The following is a 12,136-nucleotide window of genomic DNA, read 5'->3' on the forward strand; positions in this document are numbered from 1 at the left end:
CAGGCACAAGATCATCCGACACCCGCAGAACTCTGCCGCCCGCCAGCCCAACTGCCAAGCCCTGAACCAAAACTCATTCTGAAATGATCAGTTAGAAGACGCCGGGCGCGCGCCGTACGCCCTTGGCGCGGAGGCCGGCGCGGAAGTGGCCGTTTCACGTGTGGTCGACGAAGGCCGTTATGGTCTGGCGGAAGCGACGTCGCTGTTCTGGGGTGAGGCGGTCCGGGTCGGTGGTGAAGCGAGGAGAGGGCTCGTAGGTCGGCACGTCGGTCCTCCAGGCAGCAAGAAGCCCCCGGCGTTGCCGGGGGGCGAAGAGTCGGTGACGGGGTGCAGGGGCGGCGTCTTCGGTTGTTGGGTGGGGGAGCGGTACGTAGTTGTTCGCTGGTTGACGGTGGAGTCGTCTGTTGCGGTTTTCGGGGTGGGTGAGGCGCGTGTGACTGGGTGTCGCAGCATTTGCATGGCCCCGGGAGGTCCGCCCGGTGGGGCGCGGTGTCGCCGCGGGTGCCCGCCGCACGGGATCGGCCGGTGAATCCCCACCTCACGGAATCGCGCCTTTTGCGCAGGCAGAGCCGGTGTCTGCTGTGGGGATGCTCAGTGTCGTCGACCTGCTGGTCAGAGTGCACATCCAGCTCGGCGGTCCGCTCGTGCTCGTGTGGGACAACCTGCGCATGCTTGGTCGAGCCACTGAGCACTTTCCAACCTGCCGATCCGGATGGGTCGTTGGCTGACAGACAGGTGAAGCCGCTGGTAGATGGGTTTTCGACCAAGAAATCCGTCTCCACCAGAGGCTTCGTGTGCTTGTCTACCCGTCGGGCGTCGACGTGTCCAGCTCTGCCCTGCGCTTCCTGTCCGCCAAGCTCCGTCGGCACCGGCGGGAGCTCGGCACCCGCCGGCGGCGCCTGAGCCCCGGCCGGCAGGCCCTGCTCACCCTCGCCCACCTCCGCAACGGCCACCCGTACGCCCGGCTCGCAGCCGGGTTCGGCATCGGGACCACGACCGCCTACCGGTACATCGCCGAGGCCGTCGATCTCCTGGCCTCGCTCGCCCCGACTCTTGAAGAGGCGACCCGGACGGCATCGACGAAGGCGTTCGTGCTGCTGGACGGCACCCTGCTGCCGATCGACCGGATCGCCGCGGACCGGCCGTTCTACTCCGGTAAGCGCAAGAAGCACGGGATGAACGTGCAGGTCCTGGCCGGTCCGTCCGGCCGGCTGCTGTGGGCGTCGTCGGCTCTGCCCGGTGCTGTCCACGACGTCCGGGCCGCCCGTGAGCACGGCATCATCGGTGCACTCGCAGGCGTCGGCATCGAGTGCTGGGCCGACACGGGCTAGCGGGGCGCCGGAGGCACGGTCCGCATCCCGTACTGGGGACGCCGGGAGACCCTTTCCGCAGGGCAGAAGGCCGTCAACCGGTCCCACGCGAAGATCCGGGCCCTGGTCGAACAGGCCGTCGCCACCCTCAAGTCCTGGCGGCTCCTGCGCAGACTGCGGTGCTCGACCACCCGCATCACCAGCCTCGTCCAAGCCGTCCCCTGCCTGCATCTGGCCAGGTCACACTGAGGATGGAAAGAGTTCAGTGCGTGAATACGGGAACTGAACACGCAAACGCCCGCCGGGGTAGGGCGGGCGCTGGACTACGAGCGGCTTCAGCGAAGTCCTCGACGGTAAGCATCCCGACGGATGCACGCCGCTTGGCGGCCGGCCCACTCCGCCAGCTCACCTGTCTCGCCAACCAGATGATGCGGAATCGATTGGGTTCGCCGTTCGGCTCAAGCAGCAGATCCGCTTTGTGGGGCAGAGGCAGTATGCCCGCGCCGGCGTGGCAGTCCGTCCAGCCGATGCTGTGGCCTGACGGTGGGCACACTCGGTCGGCGTGAGCGGTGGCCAGTAGGCGGTGGGCGGGCTCGCCGCCGAGCTCCGTTCCGTGCGGTTCTGGCAGAGGACGAGCGATGAACTTCGCGCCGTTGACGCGGCCTATGGGCCCGAGTCCTCCTGGCTCCACCGGTCGTACCCCGACCGCCCAGGCCCTGCGCCTACCAATCAAGCTACAGCATGCCACTGACAGCTGTGGGTGCCGCTCGTCACGGTCTTGCAGCAGCTCACGTTCGAGGAACTTGTGTAACCAATGCCATGAGAGACCAGTCTTCTAGGGCGATCACGCCTCTCCAGTAGCCCGGCGAGGCGACCAACCGAGCCAGCTCCGCGATGTGCGGGGCAGGGAGCCGTCCAAGGCTTCCACGTCATCGCACGGACAAACTCCTCAATCACACCCCTCTCGAACGTGTCCGCCAGGGCGGCGCAGCCCAAGCACCGACCTGACCGCTGAGGACAGCACGCGAAGGACTGGTAGGCGATCGCGGCCAGGCAGCGGCAGCCCCGGTAGAACCTCGGGGTGCGGACTGACGCCCCGCCGCGGAATTGGTCGCATCGTGCTGTAACGATCGTGCGCCACGCACCACTTCCCGGTGACAGATGAACCCGGAGAACGGAGGTGAACGCCGTGCCCGATGACGCGGCACGCTTCACCGCGATGTACAACACCTGCCGACAACCCGTCTGGGCCTACGCGGTCAGCCGCGCGGGGCGCCAGATGGCGGACGAGGTGGTGAGTGAGACCTTCACCGTGGCCTGGCGGCGTATCGGTGACATTCCCCAGCCGCCGCTGCCTTGGCTGCTCGGCGTGGCCCGCAACGTTCTGCGTGACGCCGGACGCTCTGAGGGCAGGCGCGCCTCGCTCGCCGCCGAGCTGCGGGACTGGACGGACGCGGTCGAGGGCGACATCGCCGACGACGTCGCCGACCGGATGGCACTCCGCAACGCCCTGGCATCCCTGGGTGAGGAGGACCGGGAGGTCCTGATTCTTGCGGCGTGGCAGGGGCTCACTCCCCGCGAGGCCGCCCGCGTGGTCGGCTGCACGGCCGCCACCATGCGCGTGCGGCTGCATCGCGCGCGCCGCCGGCTCGCCAAGGCGGTGGCGGTACGGGACGGGGCGTCGCCGGTACGCCCCTGTGTCAGTCCCCTGGTCAGTACGGCAGGAGAGGAAGCGTGATGAAGCACGACGACCTGATGCGTCGGCTGGCCGACGCCCGTCCCGGACACCTGGACCCCGACCGGCCGGTCGACCCTGAGGTCCGGCGGACCGAACTGCCGGACATCGTGCGGCGTACTGGGGAACCGCCGGTGGCGCCGGCGAAGCGAGGGAGGGGGCGCGTCGGCGCGCGGCCGGCGTGGACCGTGGCCCTGGCCGGTGCGGCGGTCGTGGCCGCTGCGGCTCTGGTCGTCACCACGGCCGGGCCGCCCGGGGTCGGGACGCGGCCCGAGGCGGGGGCGGTCGCCCCCGACTTCTCCGAGTCCCGCATCCTGCTCGCCGCCGCATCCGAGGTCGAGAAGACACAAGCGACCTCGGGTGCGTACTGGTACCAGGAGGAGCATTCCGGGGGGGTACGCAGAGTCCCGGGAAAGGACTACGCGCTCGACGTCCGCACCGAGAGCAAGACATGGCTGGCGAAGGGCACGGGCAAGCGCGACCGGCGTTGGACGCTGCACATCGATGCCGGGGCCCGGCCCGCCACCCCGGCCGACGAGGCGGCATGGCGTGCCGACGGCTCACCGAAGCAGTGGGACCTGACGGACTACGACCAGGCCCGGCGGGACGATCACCGCGAGGGCGACGAGCCCCGGCCGGAGATCGTCACGTGGGACGGCGCGGGCGAATTCGCGGGTGATGCTCCTGATGGTACGGCGGACACGGTCTCGGCCGGGGCGGAGATCGGCCTGGCGGAACTGGAGTCGCTGCCCACCGACCCCCACCGGCTCCGCGAGCGGCTGGAGGAGATCATCGACGAGCAGTACAACGCGCCGCCGCACATCCTGGAGCAACTGCTCGGCGCGACGGCCGAGAACCTTGCCGTCGAGCTGCCGGTGTCGCCGCAGTTGCGGGCCGCTGCCTACCGGGTGCGTGCCTCTCTGCCGGGTGTGCGGGACATCGGTGAGGTCACCGACCGGTCCGGACGCCAGGGGTACGCCGTCGAGATCAGCAACCCCCGGCACGGAGAAGAGGGCAAGCGCCGCTTGATCTTCGACAAGGAGACGGGGCTGCCGCTGTCGGGGGAGTTGTACGCGACCTCGGCCGGTGACGGACATCGGCCGGGAGAGCTCGTCGGCTACACCCTCTACACGGCGATGGGGTGGACTGACCAAGCCCCGCCGTTCGAAGAGGACTTCACGACCGACGAACCGGAGCTGCCGAACGCGCAGACCGACGTCGAGCCCGCCGGCAAGCACTGACCACTGACCTCACCCGTACTTGCCACGGCCCGTGTCCGCCCGCGCGGGCGGACACGGGCCGATCGGCCGACCGACCGATGTGCCGACGTTACGCCTCCCGCCGTCCGACGCGGACAGCGTCCGCGCGGCTGCCGCCCTCAAGGCCCTCCACGTGTCCTCCAAGGTCGGCTCGCCCGCCGTCGTCGACGCCCTGCCCCATGCCCTGTAGCTGGACGACGAGCACCACCATCTGCGCGAGCTCACCACCCGCGCCTTGCGCTACCCCCGAGCCTTCCCCCACCCAGCCGCACGGTCCGCCCCCACCTGAAGCTCGCCTTGGAGACGATGCGGCCGAGCCCTGCGCACATCCTCAGCCGCAGCACGGATGTACTCACCTGCAACCCCGGCGACCTCGCCCATATGCGGGCCTCGCCGACTGGCCCGCCCATCAGCGTCACCTGTCGGTGGCGCTGATGATCTTCGGTTCGTCGCGCTCCTCGAAGCGGACGTCACCCGGGGCGTGCAGATTCGCTCCGCGCATGATGGTGGTCATTCGTCAGTCAGAACCGAAGTCCCGGGCCCCTGCAAGGAGGCGACTCTGGGTCGAGCTGTGGGCGTGCACGGTCGCGAACGAGCAGTTGCGTGCGGCTCAAGCCGAGATCGACGTCGGTTGGCAGGAGGACGGGCCTTGACCCCTGATCTTGGACACACGAGACACTGGATCCTGAGGATCTGAGAACGGACATCTCGCGGTCATGAGGAACTACCCGCCGCGTTCAAGGCGGACGCGGTCGTGCTGTACCGGTCGCGGCCCGAGGCGACGATCCGGCAGGCCGCCGCCGATCTGGGGCATCAACCCGGAAACCCTGCGGAACTGGGGGACCTGATCGGCCGCGACTTCATTACGGACCAGGCGAACACCAAGTACGTCGGCGCCGTTCTCCACAGCGATCACGGGGCCCAGTACTGCAGCCGGGCTTTCGCCGACGCCTGCCGCGAAGCGGGCGTCCCCCAGTCCTTGGGTGCGATCGGCTCCAGCGCGGACAACGCACTCGCCGAGTCGTTCAACGCGACCTGCAAACGGGCGACCCCAGGGCCGCCGGGCCTGGGACACCGAGCACGAGGCCCATCCGGACCTCTTCCGCTGGCTGCACCGCTACAACACCATCCGACGCCACTACCGCCTCGGCCACCGCAGCCCGAACGCCATTGAGCGAGCACTCCACACAGCATCAACTACGCTGGCCGAAGCCGCATAGCCCGTGTTCAGGATCAAGGGTCAAGGCCCCTCGACGAGGCCGACCAGATGGCCGACACGGGCTTCATGCCGCAGGTGACCGCGTTGTTCGACCAGGTTCGGCCCGAGGGCCAGCGCATGCTGTTCACCGCCACCCTCGACCGCGACGTCGACCTGCTCGCGCGCCGCTACCTCACCGACCCCGTCGTGCACTCCGACCAATAAGGCCTTGCGGGTCAGCAGTTCACTCTGTCGACCTGGTATCGGGCTACCGGCCCGGTGCGGCGGAGGTCACCAGCAGAACCATCCGTTCTGCACGTAGCCCTCAGCGTTGACGTTGCCCCAGGCGAAGCCGCGCACGTACTCGCTGCCGAACTCCGCGTAGTTCTGGTACACGGTGAACGTCTGTCCACTGGTGAGCTGGGCGAACGGCGTGCCGCCGTAGGAGCTGCGGACATCGAGCGTTTGAGCGCACACGGTCAGGCGCTTGCCGACGTCGCTGTATTGCGCCCACCGGTAGGGGCCGCCGGCGTAGGCGGCGGACTGGGTGACGGCGACCATCAGCGCCGTGAGTGCGGCGGTGAGAGAGCCTCCGAGGACGGCACGCCGCGCCAACCGCCGGGGACGACGGATCTCTCGCAGGGTCGATTCGGACTGCTGACGTAATGCTGACGCGACCACGGTGTCGTCTCCTCGCCTCGGTGAATCGCAGCACGGACACAGTAAATGGACAAGACGGCTTACGACAGGCCACACGGGCAGGGCTGTTGCGAAGTTCCTTGCTCTTGCGTGATCACTGGTCGGGAGAGGCCGAGGAGGTCCAGCGGCAGGCGGAAGGCGACGTGGGACATCTTCGCGGAGTCCGGCCGCGATCTCGCGTGGCCGGCGGCACGCGCTGTCGACGCCCAAGTTGTAGGCGTCGGTCCCGCCCCGGACGGATATTGGGGTTGGTCGCGCCCCGGACGGATGTTCCGGTGCATGCCGTGGTTGTTCCACCGCGTGTCTCAGCCCGTGTGCTGGTCCGGCGGTTGAGGGTGGGAGTCGGTGTCGGTGTCGTCGGCGGCCGGGGTCGTCGGGGCGTGCCTGCCCGGTGCTGTGCTGGAGGGGGGTATGGGCGGCGTCTGGTGGGCGAGGACCACGGCGATGCCGTAGTGGTGGGGGGTGGGTCAAGATGGTGTGGCCGTGCCGGAGGAGGACGGTCTCGATTGCGGCCTGCACGGCCGACTTCTCGGGTGGGGGCAGGAGCAGGAAGCGCCGGCCTGCGGACTTCGGTCGCCCAGCGGAGACCAGTCCACCAGTGCTCCGGCGGGGTCGGGCTCACCCGGACACCGGGGGCGGGACCGACCGTTTCCTTCACTACGTCGTAGCCGGCCAGCCGGAGGGTGTGCTGCACCTGGCGGACCAATTCCTCGGGACCCATCGGTGTCTGCACATGCACCTGGTCGAGCCACTGGCAGAACCCCGGCAGTCGGCAGATGCGGGTGCCCGTACTCCTGTTGGTCGTCTTCGCCGGTCTGCTGTCCGCGACGACGCTGTGGCTGCGGCAGCGGCAGCACCGGTCTGAGGAGGCAGACCGGCCCGCCCGCCACACGGCCTCACGCAGGCCGGCCGTCCGTCGCCACGCGAGCGCCTGTCGCACGGACCTGCGAGCCCGGCCTGCGGACCCGTGGCGGCGCTCGGCCGGGCACGAAGCCGTCGGCGCCGCGGGCGACGCGGTCGCAGACGCAAGGCGCAAGACGGCTCTCGCCAGAACGGGCTCCGTGAGGCAGCCCGAGGTCGCTTCCGCATGATCGTCCTGCGAGGGCATCTCCCGCGCCCCTCAACCCGACCACGTGTATCGTGCGGCGCGGGAGTTTCGACGGCGCCGACACCCGTGGGGCGGCGCCTGGTGGGAGACCCTCCGGGGGGTAGTCGCATGCCATGACTGTCTACGGATTTCACGCCTCGCACGAGCAGATTCCACCCGCGGATCTGCTCGACGCCGTGGTACGCGCGGAGCAGGCGGGCTTCACCGCCGCCATGTGCTCGGACCACTTCTCGCCGTGGAGCGTGCGTCAGGGCGAGTCCGGCTTCGCCTGGTCATGGCTCGGAGCCGCCCTCCAGGCCACCGACCAGGTGCCGTTCGGTGTGGTGAACGCGCCCGGCCAGCGCTACCATCCCGCCGTCGTCGCCCAGGCCATCGCCACCCTCGCGTCCATGAACCCGGGCCGGTTCTGGACCGCGCTGGGCACCGGAGAGGCCTCCAACGAACACATAACGGGCGCGGGTTGGCCCCGCAAGGACATCCGCTCCGCGCGCCTGCGGGAGTGCGTCGACGTCATCCGGGCGCTGCTGCGGGGCGAGGAGGTCAGCCACGACGGGCTGGTGAGCGTGGACCGGGCCCGGCTGTGGACGCTGCCGCCCGAGGAACCGCCGCTGATAGGAGCCGCGTGCAGCACTGCCACCGCGGCCTGGTGCGCCGAATGGGCGGACGGACTGATCACGGTCAACGCCCCGCGCGAACGCCTGCGCGAGATCATCGGCGCGTACCGTGACGCGGGCGGCCGTGGGCCCCTCCACCTGCAGGTGCACCTGAGCTGGGCGCCCGACGAGGCCGAGGCGCTCGCTCTCGCGCACGACCAGTGGCGGACCAACGTGCATGCTCCGCCGGCCAGTTGGGACCTCGACTCCGCGGAATTGTTCGACATCGTCAGCGAGCACGTCACCCCTGAGCAGGTGGCGCGCACGGTCGACGTCTCCTCCGACCTCGGCCGGCACGCCGCCCAGCTCCAGGAATACGCCGACCTGGGGTTCGATGCAGTGATGCTGCACCACGTGGGCCGAGAACAGACCGCGTTCATCGACGCGTTCGGCACCGACGTACTGCCGCGACTCGACGTGACCCGCCCGATCCCCGCCACGGCCAAGGGGTACCGATGCGTCTGACACGCACGTCCGACCTGTGGTGGAAGAACGCGGTGGTGTACTGCCTGGACGTCGAGACGTACCAGGACGGCAACGGCGACGGCGTCGGAGACTTCGCGGGGCTCACTCAACGCATCGACCACTTGGTGCGCCTCGGCGTGACCTGCGTGTGGCTGATGCCCTTCTACCCCACGCGGGAGCGTGACGACGGCTACGACATCACGGACTTCTACGGCGTGGACCCCCGCCTGGGCACTCTCGGCGACTTCGCCGAGTTCGTCCGCACCGCGCGCGACCGCGGCATCCGCGTGATCGCCGATCTCGTCGTCAACCACACCTCCGAGGACCACCCCTGGTTCAAGGACGCCCGCTCCAGCCGGGACTCCGCCCACCGCGACTGGTACGTCTGGAAGGACGAGCCCCCCAAGGACGGCCCTCAGGGGGTGGTCTTCCCCGACGCGGAGGACGGTCTGTGGGAGTACGACGGGGGCAGCGGCCAGTACTACCTGCACCGCTTCTACAAGCAGCAGCCCGACCTCAACGTCGCCAACCCCGAGGTCCGTGACGAGATAGCCCGGATCATGGGCTTCTGGACCCAGCTCGGCCTGTCCGGCTTCCGGGTCGACGCCGTGCCCTTCCTGCTCGAGACCGACGGACAGAGCGACGCGGAACAGCTGCCCGACCCGCACGAGTACCTCGCCGACCTGCGTGCCTTCCTCGGCCGCCGCAACGGCGAGGCGGTCCTGCTCGGCGAGGTCAACCTGCCCTACGACGGCAGCACCCGATTCTTCGGCGCCCCCTCCTCGGACCGCGGCGACGAACTCACCATGTGCTTCGACTTCGTCGCGATGCAGCAGATGTACCTGTCGATGGCACGCCACGACGCCAGGCCGCTGGCCGCCGCACTGCGCGAGCGCCCCGCGGCACCGCGCGACGCCCACTGGGCCATGTTCGTCCGCAACCACGACGAACTCACCCTCGACAAACTCAGCGACGACGAACGGGCCGAGGTGTTCGCCTCCTTCGGCCCGGACAAGGGCATGCAGCTGTACGACCGAGGGCTGCGCCGCAGGCTCCCGCCCATGGTCGGCGGCGACCGACGCCGCGTCGAACTGGCCTACAGCCTGTTGTTCACCCTGCCGGGCACTCCCGTGCTCTTCTACGGTGAGGAACTCGGCATGGGCGAGAACCTGGCCGCGGAGGGACGCCAGGCCGTACGCACCCCAATGCAGTGGACGCCGCAGAAGGGCGCCGGGTTCTCCACCGCCGAGCCGGACACCTTCCCCAACCCGTTGGTGGACGGAGCGTTCGGCCCCCAGAACATCAACGTGTACGAGCAGAGCCGCGATCCCGCTTCCCTGCTGAGCCGCATGCGCCTGTTCATCGAACGCTACCGGGAGGCCCCCGAACTGGCCTGGGGTGAGTACCGTTTGCTCACGACGGGGGAGGACGCCGTGCTGGCGCACGTCTGCCGCGACGGTGACGGCACTGTGCTGGCCGTACACAACTTCGCAAACCGGCCTCACACCGTACGGCTGGAGCTGGCCGAGGCCGGATCCGCCGGACGGCTGACAGACCTGCTCGACGATGGACACACCGGTCTCAAGGCAGGCGAGGACGGCATGTTCCACGTCGACCTACCCCCGTACGGCTATCGGTGGCTCCGCGTCGGCACCCCGGCGGACGACCCCGAAAGCATCGCGTCCGGCTGACCGGCCCATGAGCGGCGGCCCCGACAGCCCTACTCTGCCCGCCGGGTGAGCGGGTGAGCCAAAGTGGGACGGCTGCCGTGCCCAGCTCGCCGTGCGCCCCGGCGGGCGGGTGCTGCGCAGCCTCCTGGGACGCCGCTCCCGCAGCACGCGCCGCCCGGGCCGCGGCGTAGGCGACACCGGCCAGCGCACACCCCATACCGGTCAGCACCGTGATGGCCGGCCAGTCCGTTCCCCGCCATGCTGCGAGACCGGCGAAGAGCAACACCGCGAGAAGCAGCAGGGGCATCACGACCGCGCGTCGGATCCGGCTGAGCACGAACGGGTCACCGTGCGGTGAGCGCCGCCTGTGGCTGCGGGCCGCCGGCGGGCGGGGGAAACGGTGTCAGACATGACGAGCCTCGAACACTCAACGGGAGGGGGCGGTACTGATGGTGAAGAAGCCGGCGCGGCTGGGCACACCTGGAGCGGCGGCGTTCCGGTTGGCGGACCGCGGGTGCGGTCCGCGCCGACAGGGAGGCTGCGCGTGGTTGGGGCGGGGGAGGGGTCCTGGGATCGTGGACTGAGGCTTCACGCGGCCATCACGGGTGCCGTGGCCCGCTCCAGGTCGTGCAGCGGCACGGCGCTGAGCACCAGGCCGATGTGACTCGTTCCGAAGATCGCGTAGATCGGCGACCAGACGGCTCGATCGTGCACTCCCCTCAAGGACGTCCGGCAGGCGGGGAAGCGTGATACAGACGTCAGGAATCTCGCCGTTGGGCGGCTGCAACGGCAACGCCGCCGGCTGCAATGAGAACGCTAGCCACGGTTGCGCCAGCGGTGACGGGGCCCGTAATGCTGGGGTGTTGCCAGCACACGTGCATGCCGCTTGCTGTCAGCAGGAACAGGACCAGGCCACAAAGCAGTGCCAACGACCTCGTGCACGGTAGGCGGTGAGGCGTCGAGTTCTTGATCGTCGATCATGGTTGTGTGGTGGGGAGCGCGTCTCGTGCAGCGATCATCAGCGACCGGAGGATCACGGGCCTGTCGGCCGACGTGATTGCTGAACTCGTGCCTCAGCTCGGCCCGTTGCGGCATGAACGGCACCAGGCCAGGCTTGCCTCCAGGCCGCGGAAGCGGGCTGTAGGCGCGGGGGCGAAGCACCGGCTGGTCTTCGTCGACCGGCTCCTGGCCACCCTCGTGCACCTCCGCCACGGAGTCACTCACGACGTGCTCGCCTGCTGGTTCGCAGTGGACCCCTCCACCATCACCCACGCCATCGGAAAGGTGCGCCCCCTGCCGGCCGGGCGAGGGTGCACCGTCAGGTCGGGGGTGCGGTTGCGGACCCCGGCCGAGGTCATCGACCACCTCGGCGCCGGCGGGAAGACCGGCATCATCGACGGCACCGAAATCCGGGTCCGCCGGCCGGCCGCCGGACGCAAGGACCGGGACAGGTTCATTTCCGGCAAGAGCAAGCAGAACGCGGTGCTGGTCGAGCTCCTGGCCGACGGACCCGCGGTGGAAATCCTGCCGATGCCGGCTACCAGGGGACCGCGGACCTGACGTCGGCACGGCGGGCGTGAACACCGAGCCCTACCGTCATCCTCGACGCCTCACCGCCCACCGTGCACGAGGTCGCTAGTACTCCGGAAGGGGGAGCACCGCGTAACCAAAAGATTACCTGTCGCGTCTTGAACGGGTCATTCACAGCGACCCTTTCGTAGTCGCAATGTTTCCCTTCTTGTCGCGGGTAAAATGGCGCGACTGTGAGTGTCCCTGTGCATCGGGCAGCCTTTCCCGATTGTAGAAGACCTACCTGTTTCTTTTCCGCCGGTCTGGCGAGATCACGATATAATGAGGTCGGTCTGCCGAGGGTCGAGCAACGGCAAGGGCGTGCGGGAGTAAGAGGTCCTAACAAAGGCGTTGGACGTGTCGGTGGGTGATGATGCAGGTGGCGAGGCCGAGGAGGGCTTCGTGGATGTCGTCGCGTCTTTCCCAGCGGATGCGCAGGCGGCGGAAGCCGTGGAGCCAGGAGATGGTGC

8 protein-coding genes and 4 pseudogenes are annotated in these 12,136 nt (G+C 69.2%); 9 read left to right on the forward strand and 3 right to left on the reverse strand.

The window, feature by feature from the left end; all coding sequences use genetic code 11:
• Positions 1 to 599: 599 nt before the first annotated feature.
• The 6 genes and pseudogenes from ACZ6KF_RS33455 to ACZ6KF_RS33480 all read left to right on the forward strand — a co-directional run.
• Positions 600 to 671 (forward strand): annotated as a pseudogene (locus tag ACZ6KF_RS33455) (transposase); the annotation flags it as partial.
• Between the two features lie 123 nt (positions 672 to 794).
• Positions 795 to 1,559 (forward strand): annotated as a pseudogene (locus ACZ6KF_RS33460) (transposase family protein).
• A 940-nt stretch (positions 1,560 to 2,499) separates the two neighbouring features.
• On the forward strand, positions 2,500 to 3,048 hold the full coding sequence (locus ACZ6KF_RS33465; RefSeq protein ID WP_469160445.1) for an RNA polymerase sigma factor: 549 nt from the start codon (positions 2,500 to 2,502) through the stop codon (positions 3,046 to 3,048).
• Positions 3,048 to 4,286, forward strand: a complete 1,239-nt coding sequence (locus tag ACZ6KF_RS33470) for a CU044_5270 family protein (protein ID WP_469241943.1) — start codon at positions 3,048 to 3,050, stop codon at positions 4,284 to 4,286. The genes ACZ6KF_RS33465 and ACZ6KF_RS33470 overlap by 1 nt, the downstream gene beginning before the upstream one ends.
• 79 nt (positions 4,287 to 4,365) lie before the next feature.
• The gene (locus ACZ6KF_RS33475) at positions 4,366 to 4,494 is read left to right on the forward strand and encodes a hypothetical protein (protein WP_469241945.1); all 129 of its coding nucleotides are present in this window, start codon (positions 4,366 to 4,368) and stop codon (positions 4,492 to 4,494) included.
• Between the two features lie 1,059 nt (positions 4,495 to 5,553).
• A pseudogene (locus tag ACZ6KF_RS33480) lies at positions 5,554 to 5,718 on the forward strand (DEAD/DEAH box helicase); the annotation flags it as partial.
• 75 nt (positions 5,719 to 5,793) lie between these two features.
• Here the strand turns inward: ACZ6KF_RS33480 and ACZ6KF_RS33485 are convergent.
• A complete protein-coding gene (locus ACZ6KF_RS33485) occupies positions 5,794 to 6,183 on the reverse strand; it encodes a hypothetical protein (protein ID WP_469241946.1) in 390 nt (129 codons plus the stop codon).
• A gap of 1,239 nt (positions 6,184 to 7,422) precedes the next feature.
• On the opposite strand from ACZ6KF_RS33485, the gene ACZ6KF_RS33490 reads away from it, so the two are divergent.
• The gene (locus ACZ6KF_RS33490; RefSeq protein ID WP_469178746.1) at positions 7,423 to 8,427 is read left to right on the forward strand and encodes a TIGR03885 family FMN-dependent LLM class oxidoreductase; all 1,005 of its coding nucleotides are present in this window, start codon (positions 7,423 to 7,425) and stop codon (positions 8,425 to 8,427) included.
• A complete protein-coding gene (locus ACZ6KF_RS33495) occupies positions 8,418 to 10,118 on the forward strand; it encodes an alpha-amylase family protein (RefSeq protein ID WP_469241947.1) in 1,701 nt (566 codons plus the stop codon). The genes ACZ6KF_RS33490 and ACZ6KF_RS33495 overlap by 10 nt, the downstream gene beginning before the upstream one ends.
• A 567-nt stretch (positions 10,119 to 10,685) precedes the next feature.
• Here ACZ6KF_RS33495 and ACZ6KF_RS33500 read toward each other — a convergent pair.
• A complete protein-coding gene (locus tag ACZ6KF_RS33500) occupies positions 10,686 to 10,811 on the reverse strand; it encodes a hypothetical protein (RefSeq protein ID WP_469241948.1) in 126 nt (41 codons plus the stop codon).
• A 252-nt stretch (positions 10,812 to 11,063) separates the two neighbouring features.
• Between ACZ6KF_RS33500 and ACZ6KF_RS33505 the strand changes: the two genes are divergently transcribed.
• Complete coding sequence (locus ACZ6KF_RS33505; protein ID WP_469241950.1) at positions 11,064 to 11,657, forward strand: helix-turn-helix domain-containing protein; 594 nt, start codon at positions 11,064 to 11,066, stop codon at positions 11,655 to 11,657.
• A 348-nt stretch (positions 11,658 to 12,005) separates the two neighbouring features.
• Here the strand turns inward: ACZ6KF_RS33505 and ACZ6KF_RS33510 are convergent.
• Positions 12,006 to 12,136: pseudogene (locus ACZ6KF_RS33510) on the reverse strand (IS5/IS1182 family transposase); the annotation flags it as partial.

Source organism: Streptomyces sp. NPDC046379, from assembly GCF_055587785.1.

Coding starts and splice junctions, on each gene's coding strand:
- ACZ6KF_RS33490 (WP_469178746.1), top strand. CDS start 7,423: ATGACTGTCTACGGATTTCACGCCTCGCACGAGCAGATTCCACCCGCG.
- ACZ6KF_RS33495 (WP_469241947.1), top strand. CDS start 8,418: ATGCGTCTGACACGCACGTCCGACCTGTGGTGGAAGAACGCGGTGGTG.
- ACZ6KF_RS33470 (WP_469241943.1), top strand. CDS start 3,048: ATGAAGCACGACGACCTGATGCGTCGGCTGGCCGACGCCCGTCCCGGA.